Here is a 24,330-nt window from a genome sequence, read left to right as displayed (position 1 = left end):
TCTTGGGCAACCAAGATCCGGGCATGATCTCGCTACCGTCCGTTACCACCATTGCGCGGATCACGAGATTCTCAAGCTCGCGTATGTTGCCCGGGAAATCATAGGCGCATAAGGCTACCAGGGTCTCACCGTTGAGCGCGACGATGCTATCGTTAATGCCTTGGCGGTGTTTCGCCAGAAAATGCTCGGCGAGCACCGGTATGTCGCGCCGGCGTTCCCGCAACGCGGGCATCGTGATAGGGAACGTATTCAGACGGTAGTAGAGATCCGCTCTAAAATTACCCCGCTCCACCTCGCGCTGGAGATCTTTGTTGGTTGCGGAGATTAACCTTACATCGACACGCCGGTATTGATTGTCTCCCACGCGCCGAAAGCTTCCGTCCTGTAACACCTGCAGTAGCTTCACCTGCAACGCCGGGCTCAACTCGCTCACTTCGTCCAGGAACAGCGCGCCGCCGTCCGCGGCTTCAGCCAATCCTTTCTTGTCCTGGACCGCGCCCGAAAATGCGCCGCGCTTGTGGCCGAAGAGCTCGCTCTCGCACAAAGTTTCGTGCAGGCTGCCGCAGTTTTGGGCAATAAACGGCCGTCCGCGGCGAGGACTCGCATTGTGAATCGCCGCTGCCAGCAGGGTTTTTCCGCTTCCCGTCTCGCCCCCGATCAAGACCGGAACGGAACACCTTGCCACCCGTCTTGCGGCGTCGATGACAACTCGAACGGCGTCGCTCCGTCCCACAATGGGATCGAAAGGATCGGCCGTGTCCGCCGCCGTGACAGCGCTAAGATCGCCTTGCACACACTCGCCTAAGATCGCTTCAAAGTCGATATCCATGTCGAAGTGCTCCCGGGTAGAAAGGTTCGTCTCCAAAATCATTTACGAGGCAGCCGTTGTTTTGGATTGGTGAAACTGCGGGATAATATAAGTGCGATCTTTGCGTGATTCGGTGAACTATGTCCTATCTGGTGTGTGAAAAAATTACGCTGCGGCGATACGGGATGGCGAACACTCGCTCAGGGGAGGAGGAAGCGGTTAATTGACTCTGGTGTAAATCAGGGTTTCGGGCGCCTGGAAGACGTCGTCGTAATCCCCATCGAGATTGATGTCTTCCATGAGCGTCAGTTTATCCCCCTCGAGCTTGTACTTAATGGCGTAGTCACTCTTCGACGACTTCATCTCGACCGTGCTCCAGGTATTGTCGGCCTGATTGTACTCCGCCTCCCCGAACGATTCGGCGGTCCATTCCATATATTCGGGCGTGGCTGATACCGAACCGGTCTCGCGCGCGGTTTCAGTCCAATCATACACGACCTGACTATTGGTTCCGACGAGGCGATTGGACCACGAGTAGGTGTAGGTATTCTCTGAAAACGTCACCTTACCCTTGAATTTATGGGTTCCCAACGAGTCGGTTAGATCGGGCAACTCGGCTTCCCAGGTCCCGCCGATTTTGAAGTCATCGGGGCTTGCGGTCGCCGCGGAATCACCGTCGCCGCCGCAGGCGGCCAGTCCAAGCACGGAACCCAATAAAGCTAATGCCTGTAAATATATTTTCATTCAATCCTCCTGTTATCGCTTTTGAAAGCTGATTCCAAAGTAACACAGTTCCCGCATCGTCCGCACCTTAAAAGGTAAGCGTCGTCCACCCCGGATCGGGGGAAAAGCGCGACCCGAACCTCGTGGTTAACGCCTCTAGCCGCTCCTCTACCGCCTCCTTCCCGGTGTCCTTTACATAGTGCAATGGCCCGCCGCGAAACGGGGCGAACCCGGTACCGAAGATCATGCCCGCATCCAAGAGATCGGCATCCTCCACCACCCCTTCCCGTAAGCAAGCCACCGATTCATTAATCAGCCGCAACATGAGCCGGTCGCGGATCTCCTCGAGGTCATACGAGTCCTTGCCGCGAGCGCGCCGACGGACGGGCTTGCCCTTGCGATACGCATAGATCCCTTTGCCGCTCTTGCGCCCGAGGTGACCTTGGGACACGAGGTTTCTAAGCTGCCCGGGCACCTCGGATTTGAAATGCCCGGCCAGAATCTGGCCCACCGACAGACAAATATCGATGCCGACGGTGTCCGCCAGCTCCAAGGGACCCATCGGCATCCCGAACTCGGTTGCGGCGTCATCGACGACCTCGGGCGGTATGCCTTCCGACCACAGGACGATGGCTTCCATGAGGTAGGGCATTAACACCCGATTGACGAGAAATCCGGGGGAGCTTTTCACCGGGAGCGGCAAGCGATCGAGCGCACGCACCAGCGCAGCGGTCTTGGCCAAGCACTCCGGGTCCGTCGCCGGGGCGTCGATCACCTCGATCAACTGCATCTTGGCGACCGGATTGAAGAAGTGCAATCCGACCAGCCGCTCGGGGCGCTTGAGGATCGCGGCCAGGGTTTCGAGCGGGATACTGGAGGTATTCGTCGCCAAGATCGCGTCCGCTTTGAGGCGCGGTTCAATCGTCTCGTAAAGCGCTTGCTTGATCTTGACATCCTCGACGATCGCCTCGATGACGACATCCGCATGCGGCAATCCCAAGCCATCGTGGTCTGGGACCAATCGGTCGCAGGCGTCTCGCCGCAGACGCCGGTCCCGGATGCGTTTTGAGAACAGATCATGAGCACGCCGCAACGCCGGCGCGATATATTGCGCACCGCGATCCTGCAGGGTGACATGCAAGCCGCGCAGAGCGCACCAGGCCGCGATGTCCCCGCCCATGACACCCGCACCGATGATATGGATCTTCGGCGGCGCTTGCCATTGTGTGCGCCCGAGGCCCTTCAGCCGCTCTTGCAAGAAGAATACGCGCACCAGATTACGGGCGCTCGGGCCGGTGGCAAGCCGGGCGACCGACCGGGCTTCCTCCAAGAGCATGTGCGCCGGGTCGCCTGCGTGTCGCTCCCACAAGTCTATGAGCGCATAGGGCGCCGGATAATGGTTTGCGCGCACGCGTTTTTTTACCTGCGCACGTAGATAACGCGCGAGCCAAGGACGTACCAGCTTGGTGTTCGCGAGCTTCAGGAAATACTTCGGTTTCTTGATAGGCGGCGGGGTAAGCGCGTGGGCGATAATCGCGGATTCAAAATGGCGTTCGGGAACCGCCGCATCGACGATACCGAGCTTTTTGGCGGTCCGTGCGTCCACGGTCCTCCCGCTCAGCATCAGATCCATCGCAGCCGGGGCGCCGATGAGCCTCGTCAGCCGCACAGTGCCGCCGAAACCTGGATGAATACCTAGAAGAACCTCGGGTAAACCCAAGCGCGTTGCCAGTTCATCCAAGGCGACGCGGTAACGGCACGCCAACGCCAGCTCGAGGCCCCCGCCGACGCAAAATCCGCGGATGGCCGCCACTGTCGGGCACGCCAAGCCTTCCAAGCGATCGAAGATCGTTTGTCCCCGCCGGATGAGCACGAGCGCGTCCTCGCTATCGCGCAGGGACGCAATCTCCTTGACGTCAGCCCCGGCGATAAAACCGCTCGGCTTGGCGGAGCGGATGATCAATCCGCGCGGTAAGCTTTCGCTGATAGCACCGATGATGACATCGAGCTCGCCCAGCACCTCGGAGGACAGCACATTAGGCCCCGGGCCTTGTTTGTCCAGATGCAAGTTCGCGATATTGGATGCGTCAATCTCAAGGCGCCAATGTTTTAAGCCTGGTTCCAATCCCATTACCCCCCTTAATAGGCTGACTCTAGTGGAGTGTCGCAGAAACACGCCGCAGAACCCGTCATTCCGGCCCAAGTCCGCGCAGCGGACTTGGGCCGGAATCCACGCGGAGCATAGGCCGGCGCTGGATTCCCGCTTCCGCAGGAATGACGAATCTGGTTTTTGACGCCGACTGTGTTTATTGGCTTATTCGAGTTACAGAACACTAGCCGGTGCGATATCCGAAATATCATTCATTGCCGCTCGATCAACATCGCGCCTCCTTGACCGCCGCCGATGCAAAGGGCGGCCACGCCACGGACGGCTTGGTTGCGCTCGAGGACGCGCAGCAGATGCAAAACGATGCGGGCGCCGCTCGTCCCGACAGGATGACCCATGCTGACGCCTCCGCCGTCCACGTTCAGGCGATCGCGCGCGATTACCCCCATCGGTTGATCCAGGCCCAACTGCTCGCGGCAATACGTTTCATCGTTCCAGGCCGCGAGGCAGGCGAGGATCTGGGCCGCGAAGGCCTCGTTGATTTCCCAGAATTCAACATCGGCGAGGCTCAAGCCGTGGCGCTTCAATAACGGTGTCGCGGCGTGGACGGGGCCCAGCCCCATCTGGGCGGGGTCCAGCCCGGCCCATTCACTGTCGATGATCCGCCCAAGCACGGGAAGCTTGTGACGTTCGACAGCGCTCTCGCTCGCCAGGATCACGCAGGCCGCCCCATCGGTCACCTGGGCGCTGTTGCCGGCGGTCACCTTGCCGAAGTCTCTATCAAAGGCGGGTTTTAAGCGCGCGAGCTGCTCCAAGGTCGTATCCGGCCGCACGCCTTCGTCGTGATCGTAGTAATTGCCCTGCCAATCGTAGATGGTTTCGATCTCTTTCAGCTTCCCCTCGCGCTGCGCTTGGGCGAGGCGTTGATGGCTTTCGAGCGCATAGGCGTCGATGGTCTCACGGCTGATCCCAAAGCGGTGCGCTACGATCTCGGCGGTCTGTCCCATCGACAAGCCGACCACGGGATCGGTCAAGCCTCGCAGCAGGCCAATGATGGGCTGCAAGTAACCCAAGCGTAGCTGCGTCAGCGCCTTGAACCGCTGTCCCACGTTGCGCGCCTGGCTCCATTGCCCGAGCCAGGCCACCATCGCATTGCCAAACAGCACCGGAGCATGGCTCATGGCTTCGGTGCCGCCCGCGAGCACCAGGTCGGCTTGTCCCGAGGCGATGTCGCGCGCGGCGCTGTCGATGGCTTGCATCCCCGATCCGCAATTGCGCTGCACCGTCCACGCCGGGGTCGCATCCCCGCAGCCGAGACGCAGAGCGATGACCCGGGCGATATTGGCCTCATCGGGACCCGGCATGATGCAACCGAAGATGACCTCGTCGAAGTCCGCCGGCGCGAAGGGCTGCCGCGCGAGCAGCGGCCGGGCGGCGTGGATCGCAAGCTCGGTGGCGGTGAACGGTCCCGGCTTAGCGCGTGCTTTGAGAAAAGGTGTGCGGCTGCCGTCGATGATGAACACCGGCCGCCCCGGTATGCGTGTATTGGTAATGGTCATAGCGACTCCTCAACCACCTTCCGCGGTCGTTGGGTCGATCACCGACGCCACCTCCGAGACCCGGTTTGCGGGGAAGCCACCTTGGCGGGCATGTTCCCGCACCATCTCCTCGTTGGGCGCGATATAGACACAATAGACCTTGTCGCCGGTCACGTAGCTCTGAACCCATTGAATTTGAGGTCCAAGCCCGTTTAAGACACCGCAGGATTTCTGCGAGATCGCCCGCAAATCCTGCGCTGAAAGTTTTCCCGCACCGGGGATCTCGCGTTCGATGACGTATTTAGGCATGGTGAGTCTCCTTTATTTTAAGCTTTCGAGAGTATTTTAACCCTCAATGGCCGGCCCTACCTACCCGCGTCAGGTTCGCCGCGTCCGCAGCCCCGGATTCAACGCCTCCCGCAGTCCCTCTCCCACCAGGTTAAAGGATAAAACCACGATGAGGATAGCGAACCCGGGGGTGAAAAAAAGCCACGGCGCATCGAAAATGAAATCCTTGCCGTCAGCCAGGATATTCCCCCAGGTGGCGTAGGGCGGCTGTACCCCGAAGCCGAGAAAGCTCAGCGCCGACTCGGTCAAGATCGCCGAGGCCACGTCGATGGTGGCCGATACCAGCACCGGCGCCATCGCGTTCGGGAGCATGTGCCGGAACATGATGCGGATCTCGGGTACGCCCAGCGCTTGGGCCGCCACCACGAAGTCACGCTCGCGCAGGGACAGAAACTCGGCCCGTACGAAGCGGGCCGTGCCGGTCCAGCTCGTCAGCCCGATGACGATCATGATGTTGTATATGCTCGGCGGCAAGAGCGCGACCACGGTAAGAATAAGGAAAAAGGTCGGGAAGCACATCATGGTATCGGTAAACCGCATTATCAAGGTATCAACCGTAACGATGCCGAGCCGCAGATTTCCGTAAAACCCGGCAAGCGCGCCGAGCGCGGTGCCGATGAGCACCGAAATCCCCACGGCGACGAACCCGATTGAGAGCGACACAAAGGAGCCTTGCAACATCCGCGCGAATACATCGCGGCCGAGCTCGTCGGTGCCGAGAAAATAATGGCCGAATACGGGTATATCCCGTGCGGGGATCATGCCTAATGAAGCCTCGGAGAATGGGGGTTTAAATTTATCCGGCAAGCGAATCGTTTCCGTGTCGAATACGATCCACCACTCGGTTAACACCTTTCCGGCGATCGCCAACCCGAGGAGAATAACGAGGACGACGGCGCCGGCCGCGGCCAGCCGGTTTTGCCAAAACGTAGGCCAAAATGCCGGGGCTTCACCGGCCAGATCCGGTGCCGGCGCTTCGCTGGCAATGCTTTGCAGTTGCGCGGCGCTCACGGTTACTCGATCTGAATGCGCGGATCGGCGAACAGGTACAAGATGTCCGCGACGAAGGTGCCGATGAGCGTCAGCACCGCGGCGATGAAGTTCAGCGTCAAGATCACCGGGAAATCGCGCGCCAAAATGGCTTCATAACCCAGGCGGCCGATGCCTGGCCAAGCGAAAATCTGCTCGAAAATCACCGAGCCGCCGATCAGGCCCGGTACCAGAAAACCAAACATGGTGACGAAGGGCAACAGCGCATTGCGCAACGCATGGCGGTAGATCACGACGTCCTCTGGCAGCCCCTTGGCGCGCGCGGTGCGCACATAATCTTGGCCGATGACCTCCAGCATTTGCGAGCGCACATAACGCGAAAGTATCGCAATGCCCATCACGGCCGACATCAGCGCCGGGATGGCCAGATGCCAGAGGCGATCCATCCATTGGAACACGGGTACGGCCTCGTCCATCCCGAAGGTGGTCATCCCGATCACCGGTACGTCGAGCGTATCGACGACGCCGAGAATCACCAGATAGGAGAGAAAAAATCCGGGTATGGAAATCAGCGTATAGGACAGAAAGGTCGTCGAGCGATCGAAAGGAGAGTCCCTGTGGACCGCGGCGTGGATGCCGGTCGGAAACGACAAGCCCCAGACAATCAATGTGGTGAGCAGAAACAAGGGCAAGGAGTTCAAGAGACGCTGACCTATCTTCGGCAACACCGGCTGGCTGTCCTTAAAGGACTTCAAATCACCGGAAGCGAGATCCCGCAGCCAGTAGATATACTGCAGGTAGAGCGGATCGTCGAGATGAAACGCGGCCCGGATGCGCGCGATGTCCTCGGGTTTCATGCGCGGGTTCGAGGGGTCCACTTCGCTCGGCTCGCCCGGCGCGAGATGCACCACGGAATGCGCGAGGATCGAGACGAAGACGAGCAGAATGAGACGCTGCCAGACGTTGCGTAGGATATAGGCCCACATGTCTTATCGTTCTTGAAAACTAAAACTCGGGAGTAAACGCCAATTTACGCCACTTGTTGAAATAATAGGAAATCGTGCCGCCCTTGGTCGGATAGATCTTTACATACCGTTCCTGGTCTTTTGCGTCGCGCTCGACGATGACGATCTTCTTGTCCAGCACCCGGGTGGCGCGCGGTGTATAGAGGAACGTGTAAGGTTGATCGTGGTAGATGATTTGGTGCAGCCGGTGGGCAAGCGCGCGCTGGCGCTCGGGATCGTATTCCTGGCGGATGCGGAGGATCAGCCGATCGGCCTCGGGATTGTTATAGGCCACGAAGTTAAGCTGTTTCGGTCCGGACTGGCTGGAATGAAAGATCTGGTATAGATCCGGGTCGAGCGGCGGAGTGGTCCACCCCAGGACCACCGCGTCGAACGCGCCCTTGTCCACGAAATCCTCCAAGAACACCGCCCATTCGAAATACTGAGTGTTGCATTTGATGCCGATTCTCTTCCAGGCATTCTGGGCGACGGTCATGATATTCTTGCGCGCGGGATTGCCGCTGTTGGTGATCAAATTAAACTCGAAGACGGTCCCGTCTTTCTCCAGCCATCCTTCGGCGTTCTTGCGCCAACCGGCCTCTTCCAGCAGCCGCAATGCGGCCGCCGGATCGTAAGGCAGGGGCTGCACCGCGGGATCGTACCAAGCGGTCTCCTTGGGAAAGGGACCGGTGGTGCGCTCGCCTTCGCCATACAAGAGGTAGCGGATAATTTCGTCCACATCGATGGCCATGCCGAGCGCCCGGCGCACCCGCGGGTCCGCGAACAACGGCTTCCGCAGGTTGTACCCGATGTAGCTATAGCTCAAGGCGAGGCTCGAAAACGACTGATAGCTGTCGTCCTTTAGATACCGGGCCACTTGATGGGGCATGGCCCCGTAGTAGTCGACGGCGCCGGTGCGAAACTCCACCTCCTGGGTTAGGGCGTCGGGAATGATGCGCAAATAGTAGTCTTCGAACTCGGGGCGGCCCTCCCAGTAATCGTCGTTGCGTTCGAGGTGGATAAATTCATCGCCTCGCCACTCAACAAATTTAAAGGGACCGGACCCGATCGGATGCCGATTGAAGCGGCGCTCACGCATGCCAAAGGCCGCGCGCGCCGCCGCGGACAGGTTTTGCGTCTCCGCCCTACTAGCCTCTTCGCTCAAAAGGTGCTGGGGCAGGATCCCCATCGTCCAGGCGTTGATCGCCGGGGAATGCAGCCGTTTGTACGTGATCTTCACGCTATGGAGATCGGGGATCTCGATCGACTTGATCGGCTCGAAGTCGGAGACGCGCGGGGAGAGATTCTTGGGGTTCATGATGGCGTCGTAGGTAAATTTCACATCCCGCGCCGTCACCTCCGTTCCATCGTGGAAGCGGACGCCGCGGCGGAGGTGGAATACGATCACCGGGTTATGCTCCGCGATCGGAAGCAGTTCCGCCAGATGGGGCCGAAGTCGATCCGCGGCGCCGGGCTCCTCGGCATCTATGTGCCGCCGGTGGCGGAACCCATCGAGATAACCGGATCCCAAGATGGGCTCGAGGCGAGAAAAAAAATCCTGGTCCACACGAGACAGCGAAAACCGGAGGCGCTCCGGAACCCGCACCTTAACACGTATTTCCGCGGGTTTGCCCTCGGCTGGCGGTGTCACTACGGTCTCTGCGCGGGTTTCAGGATGCAACACGTCGATAGCCAGTATTAATCCTTTCAAGCCACTTCGGCCCCCACGATCGCGCGCGTCGAGGATACGCTTTTTAAGCTCGGCAGCGGAAACCGGCGTTCCATCCGGCAAGTGCTTGTCCGGACGCACGATTAAATACGCTTGTTCCGTGATCGCCCAGTCCGTGGCCAAACGGCCTCGGAGCCTGAGATCTTGATCCGCCCCCAACAGACCCTCAAACACATAGTCGGTAATGCCGCTGCTGACGGTGTCCGCGTTGAGGATCGGGTTTAGGATCTTGGCATCGGCGGCCGAGGCTTCGATATACTTAAGCAAGCGCTTGGGATTACCGGCGGATTGCTGATCATAAGTGGGTACCCAGAAATAAGCCTGTAGCAGCGCCACGAGCAGCACCAAGGGAACGGCCAGGAGCCAGCGTCTTAACGCCATCGGCTACCTTTCGCGGAGCCGCGGACCCCGGGGAATCGACGGCGTAGCTCGAAGACCATGGCTTGTATATGATAGCGCTAGGTGCGCATGAACGTCTAACGCGTAAAGAGCCATCAAGCTTAGGGGAATGTTAAATGGGATTTCTTGACGGAAAACGGGCTTTGATCGTGGGAGTCGCCAGCAACCGTTCGATTGCCTGGGGGATCGCCAAGGCCATGCGGCGCGAGGGCGCGGAGCTTGCGTTCACGTTTCAGAACGAGCGTCTGAAAGAACGCGTCGAGGAACTCGCCGCCGAATTGGGTTCCACCATCATCGTCGCTTGCGACGTCGCCAGTGACTCCGAGATCCAAGCGCTGTTCGAACGTTTGGATGATTATTGGGATCATCTCGATATTCTAGTGCACGCGGTCGCCTTCGCACCACGGGAGCAGCTGGAAGGCCACTTCCTCGACACCGTTACTCGCGACGGTTTCCGCATCGCGCACGAGGTAAGCTCGTATAGTTTTTCCGCGCTTGCCAACGGGGCGCGGGTGATGATGAACGGCCGGCAAGGATCTCTCTTAACCCTGACCTATCTCGGCGCCATCCGCGCCATGCCTAATTACAACGTCATGGGGCTCGCCAAGGCGAGCCTCGAGGCGAACGTAAGATACATGGCGCACAGCCTCGGCCCCGAGGGGATCCGTGTCAACGCGATTTCCGCGGGCCCCATCAGGACCCTTGCCGCTGCGGGCATCACGGGATTCCGTAGGTTCCTCGATCATGTCGAGAAGACCGCGCCTCTGCGGCGCAATATTACGATCGACGAGGTTGGAAACGTTGCCGCGTTTCTGTGTTCGGATCTCGCCTCAGCAATCACCGGCGAGATCACGTACGTCGATGGCGGCTTTAATATCGTCGGGATGTGAATCGTCTGATCATAAGTTTTCCGAAAAAATCGCGATATCGGCACGCCGCCGTAAATCGCTCATGAGATCCCGCCACTCCTGGTTACTGGTAGTGCGCAGGAGTTCGTCCTTTAATTGCTTACGCCGCTCTGCGTCCACGGTCTCGGCCTTATCAACGTCCAACAGCGCGATGAGCGCATAATCCCCGTTGTCGAGCACGCTACCACCATAACTAGCCTTGCCCTCGTTCGGCCGCGGTAACTTGAACGCCATCCGCCGCAGAACGTTATCGACGCCGGTGTCATCGCGGCCAAGCTTTTCCTTCTCCACCCATTTTAATCCTTCCTTGGATGCAAGTTGCTCGCGGCCTTCGCCGCTCTTCAAGCGCTGCAATAGCGCCTCACCTTGCGTTTTCGCCGCCGCTTTGGCCTTATCCGAGGAAATGGCTGCCTTAATGTCGTTCTTCACCTCATTGAGAGGCCGCAATTTTGCCGCTCTATGCTCTTTCACGCGGATGACGACGATATGATGGTCACCGAGCTCCAAGGGCTCGCTATTCAAGCGTTCCTCCAAAACCTCGGGACTGAAGGCGGCATCGCTGACCTTTTCATGCGCGCCGATCTCCTCGCCTCCGGTACGCCCGAAGTAAGCGCTTTCTTGGACCTTCAATCCCGAGCTTTGCGCGGCGACCTCCAGCGTATCGGGATGTTCGTAGACCAGTGTCTCGATCTTTTCGCTCAAATCGAAGAACCGCCGTTCGGCTTGCTCGTTACGGTAGTTTTTTTCGATCTCTTCGCGAACCTCTTCGAACAACTTTGTCTTGCTTGTCTTAATCCCGTCTAAGCGGATCAAATGAAAGCCAAAATCGGTCCGCACCGCGCCAGAGATCTCTCCCGGTTTCAGCGCGTAGACGGCCTCTTCGAACGGCGGCGCCATCACCCCACGCTGGAAAAAACCGAGATCGCCCCGCTTTGCTTTCGACCCGAGGTCCTCGGAATACTTCGCGGCAAGCTCTTCGAACGATTCACCCTTTTTCACTCGCTCCGCCAGCGCTTCGATCACCTTGCGGGCTTTACTGACCGCTTCCTGATCGGCCTCCTTCGCGACCTTGATCAAGATATGATGCGCCCGGCGCTGCTCGGGCAGCGTATAGGCTGATTTATGCTCGTCGTAGTAGCCACTGAGCGCATCCGGCGTCACCTCGATCTGCTTGGCAATCTCCTCGAGCGACAGCTCGAGGTAGGCGATCTTCACTTGCTCTGGGGCGGTATACGTCTCGGTCTCACCCTTATAACGCAGTGCAATCTCCTCGTCACTGACTTGCAGCGACGATTGCAACGGCTGCGCGGCAATGATCGCATAGGTGATCAAACGCGTTTGGCTCTTGATTTTAGCGACCAGATCAATCTCACGTTTGGTTACGAAGGAGGTGTCGATCACGGCTTTGTGAACCTGGTCGGTCAACAATTCACGCCGCAACTGCTCCTCGAACGTAACCGCTGACATCCCCGCGCTCTGTAATCCCCGCTCGTAAAGATTATTGGAAAACTTACCGTCTCTTTGAAACGCGGGAAAGGTTTTCACCGCCTGGGTAACTTGCTGATCGCTGATCCTCAGACCAAGCTTTTCGCCGAGCTGTTTTTTGAGCAGCATCTCCACCATTTGGTCGAGCGTTTGCTGTTTCAGCCCGTCTTCGTTTGCTTTTTCCGATAAGCGCCCAAGGATCATTTGGTATTGCTTACGGTATTGCTGGTAGGCCCGCTGGAAGGCGTCTAATTCAACCTCCTCGCCGTTGACTTCCGCCACCGCGACCTCCTCGGCGGCCGTGAAGTACTCCTGGATCCCCCAGAATGCAAATGGAATGCAGATCAATCCGATGATGATCCACGCGAGCCAGCCTTGAGCGCGATCATGAATGCTTTGTAACATCTTGCCGGAACGACCTCGTAGGAATGATATGGAAACGGCCAGCGGACGGCACTCCAACCCCCACGGTGAAATCCAGCTATACGGGAATAGCGGAAGGCGCAACCCGAGGGGGTTGCGCGCTGCACGGAGGTTGGCGGAGTGGACGGGACTCGAACCCGCGACCCCCGGCTTGACAGGCCGGTATTCTAACCAACTGAACTACCACTCCGGCGCTGAGCGACGGGCGCTGGTGGGTGCTGAGGGGTTCGAACCCCCGACCTTCGCCTTGTAAGGGCGACGCTCTCCCGACTGAGCTAAGCACCCAAGGTGCCGGTTAGTTTACGGCATCCTTGAGGCCCTTTCCAGGCTTGAATGCCGGGACTTTCGACGCCGCGATTTTTATGGTTTCTCCGGTGCGAGGGTTGCGGCCCGCGCGCGCCGCCCGCTTGCGCACGGAAAAGGTGCCGAAACCAACCAAGGTCACTTCGTCGTTCTTTTTTAGCGCCTTGGTGATCGCATCAACCATCGCGTCCACCGCGCGGCCCGCCGAGGCCTTGGGTAGGTCGGCGGATTCAGCAACCACGTCGATTAGATCAGTCTTATTCATTCATTTGCCTCCCTTGTCGAAGCAGTTGTGGATTCATTGTAGTGGGCCGCGCTATACCCGGGATCTCAATAACGCTGCGGTCGAACGGCGTTGGATGGCGCGGCGATGTGTTATACCAACTCGCCTAAAACGCGTCAAGCAGGCAATTAGCGGCCCCGGCGCCCCGCTTGCCCGCTCGCTGGTCTGAGTTTGCGGCAGCCGTACCTCAATGCGGTCTGATGACATCCTTGCCCGGCTCGGCGCCTGATGACTCCGGGGTAATGGCGTCGAGGTTCTCGCTCGCCGAGGCAACGGCTTCCGGCATATATTGCAAGGCCAGCGTCAGGACTTCGTCGATCCAGGTCACGGGTTTGATATCGAGGTTCTGCTTGATGTTTTTCGGAACATCTTCCAGTTCCCGCTCATTCTCGGCGGGAATGAGAACCACCTTGATCCCGCCGCGCAACGCGGCGAGGAGCTTTTCTTTCAACCCGCCGATCGGCAGGACTTCACCGCGTAAGGTAATCTCCCCGGTCATGGCGACACTCGAGCGTACGCGGATCCCGGTCAACGCCGAGACCAGCGCCGCGCACATGGCGACACCGGCGCTCGGTCCGTCCTTGGGCGTTGCGCCTTCCGGCACATGAAAGTGAACGTCATGCTGGCGATAAAAGGCTGGATCGATGCCCAGATTCGCCGCGCGGCTGCGCACCACGGTCATGGCGGCCTTGATGGATTCCTGCATCACCTCGCCTAGCTGCCCGGTATAGGTCTCCTTGCCCTTGCCAGGAACGACCGCGGCTTCGATCGTCAATAAATCCCCTCCGACCTCGGTCCACGCCAATCCCGTGACTTGGCCGACGCGGTCCTCTTCTTCGGCCAAACCGTAGCGGAAGCGCTTTACACCAAGATATTTATGCAAGCTTTTTGGCGTGACGGCGACCATCTTCTCGGTGGGCTTCAAAAGCACGCGCTTCACGACTTTGCGGCATATGTTGGCAATCTCGCGTTCCAAATTCCGCACGCCCGCTTCACGCGTGTAATAGCGGATCATCTCCCGGACGGCCGACTCGGTAATCAAGACCTCCTTCTCACGCAGCCCGTTGTTCTTCTTCTGCTTGGGAATGAGATATTTATCGGCGATATTGACTTTTTCGTCCTCGGTGTAGCCCGGGATGCGGATGACCTCCATGCGGTCGAGCAACGGCGGAGAGATGTTGAGAGTGTTCGCCGTCGTGACGAACATCACCTCCGACAAATCGTAATCGACCTCGAGATAATGGTCATTGAACGTATGGTTCTGTTCCGGATCGAGGACCTCCAACAACGCGGAAGCGGGATCGCCGCGAAAATCCGCGGAGATCTTGTCGATCTCATCCAATAACAACAGCGGATTCTTGGCCCCCCCCTTGGCCATGACCTGCAGGATCTTACCCGGCATCGAACCGACATAGGTGCGCCGGTGGCCGCGGATCTCCGCCTCGTCGCGCACGCCGCCCAGCGACATGCGCACGAAGGTGCGGTTGGTCGCGCGCGCGATCGATCGCCCTAGCGAGGTCTTGCCCACGCCCGGCGGACCCACCAAGCATAGGATGGGGCCCTTGGATTTCTTCACTCGCTGCTGCACGGCAAGGTATTCCAGGATCCGTTCCTTCACCTTTTCCAGCCCGTAGTGGTCCTCCTCGAGAATGGATCCGGCTTGGGACAGATCGCGGCTGATTTTCGTGCGCTTTTTCCATGGCACGCTCACCATCCAGTCGACGTAATTCCGAACCACAGTCGCTTCCGCGGACATGGGCGACATCATCTTGAGCTTTTTTAACTCCGCCAGCGCCCGATCCTTGGCTTCCTTGGGCATTCCGGCCTTCCCGATCGTTCTGGCCAGCTCATCGAGATCGCTGCCGCTCTCTTCGAGATCCCCCAGCTCCTTTTGTATGGCCTTCATTTGTTCGTTCAAATAATATTCCCGTTGGCTCTTCTCCATCTGCCGTTTCACGCGCCCTCGCAAGCGCTTTTCCACTTGCAGGAGATCGAGCTCGCTCTCAAGGACGCCGACCAACTGCTCCAGACGATTGGAAAGATCGGTGATCTCGAGGAGCTTTTGTTTTTGCTCAAGCTTAATCGACAGGTGTGCGGCGATGGTGTCTCCCAACCGCTCCGGATCGTCGATAGACGATAAGGTCGCAAGGATCTCCGCGGGGATTCTCTTGTTAAGCTTGACGTATTGGTCGAACTGATCGAGCAGCGTCCTGCACAACACCTCCGCCTCGCGCGGGTCGATCTCCTCGGAACTCGGAAACTCCACCTTCGCGTTGAACAAACGCTCGGTCTCTGTAAAAGCGAGGATCCGCGCGCGGCGCACCCCTTCCACCAGCACCTTGATCGTGCCGTCGGGTAACTTCAACAGTTGCAGGATGTTCGATACGGTTCCTACCCAATGGAGATCGCCGACATCAGGGTTATCGTCGGCCGCGCTCTTTTGGGCGACGAGCACGATTTGCTTGCCCCCATCCATCGCTTGTTCAAGCGCCTTGACCGATTTCTGCCTGCCCACGAACAGTGGGATCACCATATGCGGATAGACCACTACATCGCGCAGCGGCAATACGGGCACTATCGTCTGTTCAGTCATCTTGTCTTGCCTTCCTTCGCCGGGCAACGAGTTAGATCGCACTACTCCCAGGTAACGCACGCGCTCTCAGAGCTTGTGAACTAATCTGCTGCGCACCGCTGCGCCGCGTGCTCGCTCAATCCGATGCCGCTTTGGAGATTTCAGCACTCTCGTAAATATACAGAGGTTTCGATTCTCCCTTGATGACCGCATCGTCGACCACCACCTTGACCACATTCTCGAGCGAAGGCAACTCGAACATGGTGTCGAGTAGATTGTGCTCAAGGATCGAACGCAGGCCGCGCGCCCCGGTTTTGCGCTCAACGGCTTTACGGGCGACGGCACGCAAGGACTCGTCCCGGAACTCCAAGGCGCACCCTTCCATCTCAAAGAGCCTTGCATACTGTTTGGTGATCGCGTTCTTCGGTTCGGTAAGAATTTGGATCAGCTGTGTTTCGTCCAATTCGTCCAGCACGGCAATCACGGGGAGCCGTCCGACGAACTCGGGGATCAGCCCATACTTGATGAGGTCCTCCGGTTCGACTTGGTGCAAAAGCTCGCTCATGCTCTTCTTGTCTTCTTTACTCTTGACCTCCGCGGAGAAACCGATCCCACCCCTTTCGGAACGCGCGCGGATGATTTTTTCGAGGCCCGAGAAGGCTCCGCCGCAAATAAACAGGATATTGCTTGTATTGACCTGCAGGAATTCCTGCTGCGGGTGCTTGCGGCCGCCCTGCGGGGGCACCGAGGCGATCGTACCCTCGATGAGTTTCAGGAGCGCTTGCTGTACGCCTTCCCCCGAGACATCCCGCGTAATCGAGGGATTATCGGACTTGCGGGAAATCTTGTCGATCTCGTCGATGTAGACGATCCCCGTTTGCGCCTTCTCGACATCGTAGTCGCATTTCTGCAGCAGCTTCTGGATAATGTTCTCGACATCTTCGCCCACGTAACCCGCTTCGGTTAAGGTTGTCGCATCGGCAATCGTGAAAGGAACGTTGAGGAGCCGTGCCAAGGTTTCGGCCAAGAGTGTTTTTCCACTGCCCGTGGGACCGACCAACAGCACGTTGCTCTTGGCAAGCTCGACATCGTTTTGCTTGATGCGCGAGGTCAATCGCTTGTAATGGTTGTATACGGCAACCGACAGGATTTTCTTCGCCCGATCTTGCCCGATGACGTATTCGTCCAGTATGTGCCGGATCTGCTGCGGCGCCGGCAGCTTTTTGTTTCCTCCCGCGGCGGATTTACCGTGCATCTCCTCGCGGATGATATCGTTGCAAAGCTCCACGCACTCATCACAGATGAACACCGACGGACCGGCGATAAGCTTGCGTACCTCGTGCTGACTCTTACCGCAGAATGAACAATACAAGAGCCGTTCTCCGTCACCGCCTCTAGACTGTTTGCCGTCGTTCATTGGCCACCTCTAGGCATTAGGGATTTAACCTTGCAGGGCTGATCTTTAACCATAGCAATCTATAAGCCACCCACCGGACGTAGCGCGCGTTGATAGAGTACTTCATCTATCAACCCATACTCCTTGGCTTCCTCCGCCCCCATGAAATTATCCCGCTCAGTGTCCGCTTCGATTTTCTTCAGTGCTTGCCCGGTATGCCGCGCGAGTATCTGATTCAAGCGTTCCCGCGCTTTTAATATCTCGCGCGCGTGGATGTCGATATCGGATGCCTGGCCCTGGAAGCCACCGAGCGGTTGATGAATCATGAGGCGCGAGTGCGGTAAACAGTGGCGCTTGCCTTTCGCGCCGCCGGCGAGCAGCAGCGCTCCCATGCTCGCTGCCTGCCCGACACACATGGTATTGACGCTCGGCTTGATAAACTGCATGGTGTCATAGACTGCCAGGCCCGCGCTCACGGAACCCCCAGGGGAATTGATATACAGATGCACATCCTTGTCCGGGTTCTCCGACTCCAGAAACAACAACTGGGCCACGATCACGTTGGCCACTTCATCCGTCACCGGCCCGACGAGAAACACCACCCGCTCCTTAAGAAGCCGGGAGTAAATATCGTACGCCCGCTCACCCCGCGCCGACTGTTCAACAACAATCGGCACCAGATTGAGCCCTCTTAGGGTGGATTTCTCACTCTCGTACATAGTTAATCAGCTTGCCGTCGCTTGGTCGTCAGTCTGCCGTGGATTCATCAGCGCGTCAAACGTCAACGCTTGTTCCTTGATTGTAGCTCTGCTAAGCACCCAGTTTACCACCTCGTTTTCAAGGATCAGGGCTTCGACGCTCGCGAGGCGCTTGCGATCCTCGTAATACCATTTAACCACGGCCGCGGCGTCCTCGAAACCCACCGCCATGCTTTCGACGGCGGATCTCAGCATCGATGAACTCACCACGAAGCCGATAGTTCTAACGAACTCGCCGATGATGAGGCCGACCGCAACCCGCCACCGGGCACGCTCCTCAAACAGTTCGACGGGGGGCATCTCAATCCGTTCTTGCTTGCCGCTTCGCAGCACCTGAGTACGATAGGCCTCATCCCGGAGACTCCGGGCTTCGGCATGGACCAACGCCTTTGGCAATTCCATCGGGTTGGCTTCGAACAGCGCCTGCATGGCACAAGTTTTCACCCGCGTTTGCAGGCGCTGATTGCGCTCGCTTTCGAGGCTCGCGCGCACCCTTGTGCGCACCTCTTCCGCTCCACCCGGCTCGATTCCTAGGCGCTCGGGCAACCCCTCATCCAACGAGGGCAACACGGGTTTTGAGACACTCAAGCACTGGATCAGGAAACGGGCCGGCTTCCCGGCGAGATCGGAATTCTGGGAATCCGCCGGAAAGGTGAGATCCACGCTACGTTCCGCGCCGGGTTCAAGCCCTACCAGCGCTTCCTCGAATCCAGGCAGGAGATCGGATGCGCCCAGTTCCAACGTGAAACCGGACGCGTGGCTGCCTGCGAAAGGTAGGCCTGCGATGCTACCCTGAAAATCAATCTCCAGACGGTCTCCGCGTTGCGCCGGCCGCTCTACTTTTTCCCAACCGCGATACCGCTGTTGCAGCGCATGGATGGCGCTATCCACATCCTCATCGGTAATGTCGCAAACCACTCTTGTGACCTGAAGATCTTCGGCCGGAACCAGCGTGACTTCGGGGTAGATCTCGAAGGTCGCCTTGTAGATCAATCCCTGACCGGAGGCGGCAGTGAGCGGCTCGATGGCGGGATCTCCCACCGGCCGAACGTTCTCCTTGCGAATCGCCTCCGCATAGCTGGACCGCAGGATATCGTCCAGTACCTCTTGACGCAGTTGTTCGCCGTAACGGCGCTGCACTAGCTTCATGGGCACCTTGCCGACGCGAAAGCCGTCGATCCTGGCGGTTCGTGTTAACTTCACGAGCCGCTGCTGTAGCTCCGAGGCGATGTTCTCCTCAGGGATCTCGACGGTGATGCGGCGCTCGAGCGCTCCGGTCGTTTCCAATGAAACCTGCATTGATATCTACCTGTCACCAAGCGGCGGCGTGATTTACGCAACTGGTGCGAAAGGAGAGACTCGAACTCTCACGGGTTGCCCCACTGGATCCTAAGTCCAGCGCGTCTACCAATTCCGCCACTTTCGCAGACATCAAGAAGTCCACGCATCCTATTTGAATCGTTTGAATCGCTGGCCAGGATAGCATCTAACGGTTTATTGAAAAACCACCCTACCGTTGTGTCATCAAATACGTCATGACCGCGCTCACGGTCAACGATTCTTACCGGCGCAGTGATAGTGCTGGTCAGCGCAACGATTCGACGCGCTTGCGTTGCTCCCGCAGCCGCATGAGGGCGCGCGTCAACTCTTCGCAGCGTTGTTGCTCCTTGGCTACGACCGCACTCGGCGCGCGTTCGAGAAACTCTTGATTCTCGAGTTTTTGCGTCGCCCGCATATAATCGTGCTCCAGCTTTTCGACCTCGCCATCGAGCCGCCGCAGTTCCGCGTCGCGATCGATGAGGCCCGCTAAGGGTATGAACAGGCTCAGCCCACCCGCTAAAGCCGCGGCCATATCCGCAGAAGGCGTGCCCGTGAGTGTTTGCAGTGATGAGACATGGCCAAGATGCATGAGAAACAGGCGATTGTTTTCCAGCCATTGATGCTCGGCGCCGGATCCATGCTCTGTCAGCACCGCCAAGGGCTTCGCCGGCGCAAGGTCCATCTCCGCACGTACGCGCCGCACAGCGAGGACAAAACTCCTCACCCAATTGAATTCCTCCATCGCGGCGGTGTCGATTTCGAGCGCCCCGGGCGCCGGATAAGCTTGCAATAGGATCGAATCGCCGCTGACGCCCCCGAGCGGCGCGACGCGTTGCCAGATCTCCTCGGTGACGAAGGGAATGATCGGATGCGCCAGCCTCAACAAGGTCTCAAGCACCTCGACCAGGGTCTGTAAACATCCGCGCCGCACCCGCTCGTCAGTAGCGTGGTTCAGCGCCGCCTTGGACCATTCGAGGTACCAGTCACAATACTCGTCCCAGGTGAACTCGTAGATCGCCTGGGCAGCGAGGTCGAAGCGGTAAGTCCCGAAGGCCTCGATGGCAGCCTGTTGCGCTTGGAGCAAACGCGATCGGATCCAGCGCTCCCCCAAGCCATAGGTTCCTTCCGCGCTAGAGGCCGCCTCACCCCCGGTGGCGAGCAGCACGTAGCGCGCGGCGTTCCAGAGCTTATTGCAAAAGTTCCGGTAGCCTTCGATACGGCCGAGATCGAAGCGGATATCCCGACCCTGAGTGGCCAGCGCCGCGAAAGTAAAGCGGAGGGCGTCGGCGCCGTATGCCCCGATACCCCGCGGAAATTGCTTGCGCGTGGCGCGCTCGATCTTAGCGGCGTCTTGCGGCTGCATGAGACCCGTGGTACGTTTCGCGACCAAAGCGTCAAGCTCGATACCGTCGATGAGATCGAGCGGATCGAGGATGTTGCCTTTGGATTTCGACATCTTGTTGCCGTCGGCGTCGCGCACCAGTCCATGGATATAAACCTCCTTGAACGGAACCTGCTGCGTGAACTTGAGCCCCATCATGATCATCCTGGCCACCCAGAAGAAAATGATGTCGAACCCGGTCACCAAGACATCGGTCGGGTAAAAGCGCCGCAGCTCATCGGTCTCCTCCGGCCAGCCCAAGGTCGAAAACGGCCAGAGCGCCGATGAAAACCAGGTATCGAGCACGTCGGGATCCTGGGCCAGAGCTTGCCCGTCGGGGATCCCATGGTGGCCGCGCGCCTCGGCCTCGGTGCGGCCTACATAGGCATGGCCTTGATCGTCATACCAGGCCGGGATCCGGTGTCCCCACCAAAGCTGCCGGGAGATACACCAATCCTTGATGTTGCGCATCCATTCGAAGTAGGTCTTCGCCCAAACGTCCGGGACGAAGCGGATGGCGCCCTCTTCGACCGCACGAATTGCGGGCTCGGCGAGCGGCGCTACGCGCACGAACCATTGGTCGGTGAGATAAGGTTCAAGGACCGCATTCGAGCGATCCCCGCGCGGCACCGTATGCTTGTATTCCTCGACCCTTTCGAGCAGCCCTTGTTGCTCCAAATCGTGCACGATGCGCGCGCGCGCTTCGAAGCGATCCAGATCGCGATAGGCCGGAGGCGCTTCGGCATTAATTACCCCGCGCTCGCTCAGGATACTAATCAACGGCAACTTGTGTCTGACCCCGACTTCATAGTCGTTAAAATCATGCGCCGGGGTGATCTTCAAGCACCCCGATCCGAACTCCTTATCGACATAGGGATCGCCGATCACCGGAATGTTCCGGCCGGTGAGCGGCAATTGCACCTCTTGACCGATGTAGGACTGGAAGCGCGCGTCCGCAGGATGAACCGCCACCGCGACATCGCCCAACATCGTCTCGGGTCGGGTGGTGGCCACGACCAGGTGCCCTTTCCCGTGGGCCAGCGGGTAGCGGATGTGCCAGAGATGACCTTGCTCCTCGGTGGCTATCACCTCGAGATCTGAAAGGGCCGTTAACAAGACCGGGTCCCAGTTCACGAGCCGCTTGCCCCGGTAAACAAGCCCCTCTTCATAGAGGCGCACGAATACCTCCGTCACCGTCGCCGATAAACCGGGATCCAAGGTGAAGCGCTCGCGCGACCAGTCCATGGCGGCGCCCAAACGCCGAAGCTGACGGGTAATCGTGTCACCCGACTGTGCTTTCCATCGCCACACCGCTTCCGTGAAGGCTTCTCGTCCCATTTCCTGCCGCGTCAACCCCTGCTCGGTCAATTGGCGCTCGACCACCATCTGGGTGGCGATCCCGGCGTGGTCGGTGCCGCATTGCCAGAGTGTGCTGCAACCCCGCATGCGGTGATAGCGGATCAAGCAGTCCATAAGCGTGTCTTGGAATGCATGGCCCATGTGCAGGCTGCCGGTGACATTGGGCGGCGGAAGCATGATGCAGTACGCGGACCCGGAGCCGTGCGGCGCGAAATACCCGCGGCTTTCCCAGGTGTCGTACCAATGCTGTTCGATGTCCTTGGGATCGTAGGTCTTGTCCATGGTGATCGCTGGGGTTTCGGGCGAATCTCGTGCTGCGGATGCGCTGGCCGGCGCGGCGGCGGGCAGGCCACGCAAGGCTCTAATCTCGGTCAGAATGCGATGGGTGGCGTGCGCGATCTGAACCGAAATAATACGCTGCATGTGGCCGGTAATGCGCACCGCGAGCGCCTCGAGCTCGGGGGAGTCCAACGGCGGCATCGCTGGCAAAGCCGAAACGCGATCTTGAACCACCACATCCTTAAGCACCGGGATCTCGGTCTCGCCGTCCGCTCGCACTGACTCCGAATCCGTTGCTGCGAGGTAGTCATCGCCGGCCGGCGACGCCTGCAGGGAAGCATCAGGACGCGCCGGATCGCTCATGTGCGGCGTGCAGCCGATGCGTTTCCAGCGTATAACCGGCCTGCCGATAGGTTCGATAACGCCCTCGCGCCTCCTCGCGTTGCGCGGGATCGCAATCAACCACCTCGATGAGGCGCTCGAATGACCCACCGGGCGCGGCAGCGCTCATGTTGACCAAGATCTCGGCGGGCGGGTGCTCGCCTTGCCATCCAATCAAGATGGGGGTTTCGGGATCGGGATGTTCATCCCAGCGCTGATGCGGCAGAAAACTGATGTCTTTATGGGTCCAAAGCAAGTCATCGATCTGCTCCGCATGCTCCGCGGACCCCGCAAGAATGCACACACGCTGACCGCTCGCGAAGGCCTTGCCGACGAGCGTGCACACGACTTGGCCGCGGGTACGACCATCGCCCTCCTCCAGGAGGTAGAAATCAACCCGGGGCATGGTCCTCGGGCTTGCGTACCCGATCAAGCAGGTATTGAACGAGCAGCGGCACCGGACGGCCCGTCGCCCCTTTCTTGTTTCCCGTACGCCACGCGGTTCCGGCAATGTCCAAATGCGCCCATTTCAAATCCTTGGCAAAGCGCGCGAGAAAGCACGCGGCGGTAATGCTACCGGCCTCACGGCCGCCGACATTGGCGAAGTCCGCGAAGGGACTGTCGAGCTGTTTCTGATAGTCCTCCCAAAGGGGCAGTTGCCAAGCCCGATCGCCGCTCCGCCCGCCCGCGGCCAGCAAGGCCGCGGCCAAGGGCTCGTGATTGCTCAAGAGCCCCGAGGCGTGCTGACCCAAGGCGACCACGCAGGCACCCGTCAGAGTCGCGATATCGATGACCACCGCGGGCTTGAAGCGTCGGGCATAGGTCAAGGTATCACAAAGGACGAGCCGCCCTTCGGCGTCGGTGTTGAGGATTTCGATCGTCTGGCCCGAGAGGCTAGTCACAATATCCCCGGGCTTTACCGCATTACCGCCGGGCATGTTTTCCGTCGCCGGAATGAGGCCGACGAGGTTGATCGGCAATTGCAGCTCGGCAACGGCCCGCAGTGTCCCGAGGACGCTGGCCGCCCCGCACATGTCGTATTTCATCTCATCCATGGCGGCGGCCGGCTTGATCGAAATACCACCCGAATCGAAAGTGATCCCCTTACCTACCAAGGCCACCGGGGCTTGCGCCGCGTGCGCTCCCCGGTACTGCACGATGATGAGCGCCGGCGGCTCGCGGCTGCCGCGGGCCACCGCCAGGAAGGCTCCCATCCTTAGCCTCCTGATCTGCGCTACCCCCAAGACCTCAACCTTTAACGCCGCGTAGCGTTTCTGCATCCGCCGCGCCTCATCCGCGAGATAGGCCGGGGTGCAAATGTTGCTCGGCAGATTGGCGAGATCTTTCGCCAAACGGACCCCCTCGGCGATGCCGCGGCCCTCTCGTAAGGACTCCTCGGCGGCCGAGGCGTCGTGCGGTTTCGCGATCGCGACCCGCAGCGAGCGCAGGGACGCGGCGGACGTTTCGCGCTTGCTTTTCAGCCGCTCGAAGCGGTAGAGGGTGCTCTCGGCGGTTTCCACCAGTTGCCTCACCTTCCAGCCGAGGCCGCGATCCGGGATCGGGATCTCCGCGAGGTAGCTCGCGGCTTCGGTCACCCCCGCGTCGTTTAACGCCGTCACCCCCTTGGCGACGATCTCGCGATACTTGTTATCGGACAGCTCGTTCTCCGGCCCGCATCCGATGAGTAAAATGCGCTCGGCCGCCGTGCCCGGGATCTGATGCAGCATCAAGGTTTGGCCGCATCGCCCTTCGAGATCACCGCGCTTGATGATGCGGCGGATGTAATGGTGACTGGCTTGGTCCAGTTGCGCCGCGGTCTCCGCAAGCTTGCGCTTA

The 24,330-nt window shown here is 59.2% G+C and carries 18 protein-coding genes and 3 tRNA genes; 1 reads left to right on the top strand and 20 read right to left on the bottom strand.

Annotated features, from left to right (window positions below; translation table 11 throughout):
* The 8 genes from M3436_03760 to M3436_03725 form a co-directional block, all read right to left on the bottom strand.
* The coding region (locus tag M3436_03760; GenBank protein MDQ3563276.1) for a sigma 54-interacting transcriptional regulator at positions 1-871 on the bottom strand (871 nt) is incomplete at its 3' end.
* A gap of 156 nt (positions 872-1,027) precedes the next feature.
* A complete protein-coding gene (locus tag M3436_03755; GenBank protein MDQ3563275.1) occupies positions 1,028-1,552 on the bottom strand; it encodes a hypothetical protein in 525 nt (174 codons plus the stop codon).
* A 67-nt stretch (positions 1,553-1,619) separates the two neighbouring features.
* Positions 1,620-3,662 (bottom strand): 3-hydroxyacyl-CoA dehydrogenase NAD-binding domain-containing protein, encoded by a 2,043-nt coding sequence (locus M3436_03750; GenBank protein MDQ3563274.1) that lies wholly within the window; start codon positions 3,660-3,662, stop codon positions 1,620-1,622.
* 230 nt (positions 3,663-3,892) lie between these two features.
* Complete coding sequence (locus M3436_03745) at positions 3,893-5,197, bottom strand: acetyl-CoA C-acetyltransferase (protein MDQ3563273.1); 1,305 nt, start codon at positions 5,195-5,197, stop codon at positions 3,893-3,895.
* 9 nt (positions 5,198-5,206) lie between these two features.
* Positions 5,207-5,485 (bottom strand): DUF4242 domain-containing protein, encoded by a 279-nt coding sequence (locus M3436_03740; GenBank protein MDQ3563272.1) that lies wholly within the window; start codon positions 5,483-5,485, stop codon positions 5,207-5,209.
* Positions 5,486-5,554: 69 nt separating this feature from the next.
* The gene (locus tag M3436_03735) at positions 5,555-6,484 is read right to left on the bottom strand and encodes an ABC transporter permease (protein MDQ3563271.1); all 930 of its coding nucleotides are present in this window, start codon (positions 6,482-6,484) and stop codon (positions 5,555-5,557) included.
* A 53-nt stretch (positions 6,485-6,537) separates the two neighbouring features.
* The gene (locus M3436_03730; GenBank protein ID MDQ3563270.1) at positions 6,538-7,500 is read right to left on the bottom strand and encodes an ABC transporter permease; all 963 of its coding nucleotides are present in this window, start codon (positions 7,498-7,500) and stop codon (positions 6,538-6,540) included.
* A 19-nt stretch (positions 7,501-7,519) separates the two neighbouring features.
* Positions 7,520-9,628 carry a peptide-binding protein gene (locus M3436_03725; GenBank protein ID MDQ3563269.1) on the bottom strand — a complete coding sequence of 703 codons (2,109 nt, stop codon included), beginning with the start codon at positions 9,626-9,628 and terminating at the stop codon, positions 7,520-7,522.
* Positions 9,629-9,762: 134 nt separating this feature from the next.
* Here M3436_03725 and M3436_03720 point away from each other — a divergent pair, with 134 nt between their 5' ends.
* On the top strand, positions 9,763-10,536 hold the full coding sequence (locus tag M3436_03720) for an enoyl-ACP reductase (GenBank protein ID MDQ3563268.1): 774 nt from the start codon (positions 9,763-9,765) through the stop codon (positions 10,534-10,536).
* A gap of 9 nt (positions 10,537-10,545) precedes the next feature.
* Here the strand turns inward: M3436_03720 and M3436_03715 are convergent, their stop codons facing one another.
* The 12 genes from M3436_03715 to M3436_03660 all read right to left on the bottom strand — a co-directional run.
* Positions 10,546-12,444: a SurA N-terminal domain-containing protein gene (locus tag M3436_03715; protein ID MDQ3563267.1), complete on the bottom strand. Its 1,899-nt coding sequence runs from the start codon at positions 12,442-12,444 to the stop codon at positions 10,546-10,548.
* Positions 12,445-12,575: 131 nt separating this feature from the next.
* Positions 12,576-12,652: transfer RNA gene (locus M3436_03710), tRNA-Asp, on the bottom strand.
* Positions 12,653-12,671: 19 nt separating this feature from the next.
* Positions 12,672-12,747, bottom strand: a tRNA-Val gene (locus M3436_03705).
* 10 nt (positions 12,748-12,757) lie between these two features.
* On the bottom strand, positions 12,758-13,030 hold the full coding sequence (locus M3436_03700) for an HU family DNA-binding protein (protein MDQ3563266.1): 273 nt from the start codon (positions 13,028-13,030) through the stop codon (positions 12,758-12,760).
* Positions 13,031-13,235: 205 nt separating this feature from the next.
* A complete protein-coding gene (gene lon, locus M3436_03695; GenBank protein MDQ3563265.1) occupies positions 13,236-15,641 on the bottom strand; it encodes an endopeptidase La in 2,406 nt (801 codons plus the stop codon).
* Positions 15,642-15,756: 115 nt separating this feature from the next.
* On the bottom strand, positions 15,757-17,037 hold the full coding sequence (gene clpX / locus M3436_03690; protein MDQ3563264.1) for an ATP-dependent Clp protease ATP-binding subunit ClpX: 1,281 nt from the start codon (positions 17,035-17,037) through the stop codon (positions 15,757-15,759).
* A 59-nt stretch (positions 17,038-17,096) separates the two neighbouring features.
* Positions 17,097-17,735 carry an ATP-dependent Clp endopeptidase proteolytic subunit ClpP gene (gene clpP / locus M3436_03685; protein MDQ3563263.1) on the bottom strand — a complete coding sequence of 213 codons (639 nt, stop codon included), beginning with the start codon at positions 17,733-17,735 and terminating at the stop codon, positions 17,097-17,099.
* 6 nt (positions 17,736-17,741) lie between these two features.
* Complete coding sequence (tig, locus tag M3436_03680; GenBank protein MDQ3563262.1) at positions 17,742-19,073, bottom strand: trigger factor; 1,332 nt, start codon at positions 19,071-19,073, stop codon at positions 17,742-17,744.
* A gap of 42 nt (positions 19,074-19,115) precedes the next feature.
* Positions 19,116-19,200: transfer RNA gene (locus M3436_03675), tRNA-Leu, on the bottom strand.
* Between the two features lie 159 nt (positions 19,201-19,359).
* Positions 19,360-22,116 (bottom strand): valine--tRNA ligase, encoded by a 2,757-nt coding sequence (locus tag M3436_03670; GenBank protein ID MDQ3563261.1) that lies wholly within the window; start codon positions 22,114-22,116, stop codon positions 19,360-19,362.
* Between the two features lie 337 nt (positions 22,117-22,453).
* Positions 22,454-22,900, bottom strand: a complete 447-nt coding sequence (locus tag M3436_03665; protein ID MDQ3563260.1) for a DNA polymerase III subunit chi — start codon at positions 22,898-22,900, stop codon at positions 22,454-22,456.
* On the bottom strand, positions 22,887-24,330 hold a 1,444-nt coding region (locus tag M3436_03660; GenBank protein MDQ3563259.1), incomplete at its 5' end, for a leucyl aminopeptidase. The genes M3436_03660 and M3436_03665, both read right to left, overlap by 14 nt.

The organism is Pseudomonadota bacterium (genome assembly GCA_030859565.1).
In the GTDB taxonomy this organism is placed as follows: Bacteria; Pseudomonadota; Gammaproteobacteria; order JACCXJ01; family JACCXJ01; genus USCg-Taylor.
The sequence above is the reverse complement of the archived record's forward strand: the minus strand, read 5'-3'. Positions and strand labels throughout refer to the sequence as shown.

Bases quoted from the DNA above. Each gene is read 5' to 3' on its own strand.
- M3436_03755 (MDQ3563275.1), bottom strand. From the start codon at position 1,552: ATGAAAATATATTTACAGGCATTAGCTTTATTGGGTTCCGTGCTTGGA.
- M3436_03750 (MDQ3563274.1), bottom strand. From the start codon at position 3,662: ATGGGATTGGAACCAGGCTTAAAACATTGGCGCCTTGAGATTGACGCA.
- M3436_03745 (MDQ3563273.1), bottom strand. From the start codon at position 5,197: ATGACCATTACCAATACACGCATACCGGGGCGGCCGGTGTTCATCATC.
- M3436_03740 (MDQ3563272.1), bottom strand. From the start codon at position 5,485: ATGCCTAAATACGTCATCGAACGCGAGATCCCCGGTGCGGGAAAACTT.
- M3436_03730 (MDQ3563270.1), bottom strand. From the start codon at position 7,500: ATGTGGGCCTATATCCTACGCAACGTCTGGCAGCGTCTCATTCTGCTC.
- M3436_03725 (MDQ3563269.1), bottom strand. From the start codon at position 9,628: ATGGCGTTAAGACGCTGGCTCCTGGCCGTTCCCTTGGTGCTGCTCGTG.
- M3436_03720 (MDQ3563268.1), top strand. From the start codon at position 9,763: ATGGGATTTCTTGACGGAAAACGGGCTTTGATCGTGGGAGTCGCCAGC.
- M3436_03715 (MDQ3563267.1), bottom strand. From the start codon at position 12,444: ATGTTACAAAGCATTCATGATCGCGCTCAAGGCTGGCTCGCGTGGATC.
- M3436_03700 (MDQ3563266.1), bottom strand. From the start codon at position 13,030: ATGAATAAGACTGATCTAATCGACGTGGTTGCTGAATCCGCCGACCTA.
- lon (MDQ3563265.1), bottom strand. From the start codon at position 15,641: ATGACTGAACAGACGATAGTGCCCGTATTGCCGCTGCGCGATGTAGTG.
- clpX (MDQ3563264.1), bottom strand. From the start codon at position 17,037: ATGAACGACGGCAAACAGTCTAGAGGCGGTGACGGAGAACGGCTCTTG.
- clpP (MDQ3563263.1), bottom strand. From the start codon at position 17,735: ATGTACGAGAGTGAGAAATCCACCCTAAGAGGGCTCAATCTGGTGCCG.
- tig (MDQ3563262.1), bottom strand. From the start codon at position 19,073: ATGCAGGTTTCATTGGAAACGACCGGAGCGCTCGAGCGCCGCATCACC.
- M3436_03670 (MDQ3563261.1), bottom strand. From the start codon at position 22,116: ATGGACAAGACCTACGATCCCAAGGACATCGAACAGCATTGGTACGAC.
- M3436_03665 (MDQ3563260.1), bottom strand. From the start codon at position 22,900: ATGCCCCGGGTTGATTTCTACCTCCTGGAGGAGGGCGATGGTCGTACC.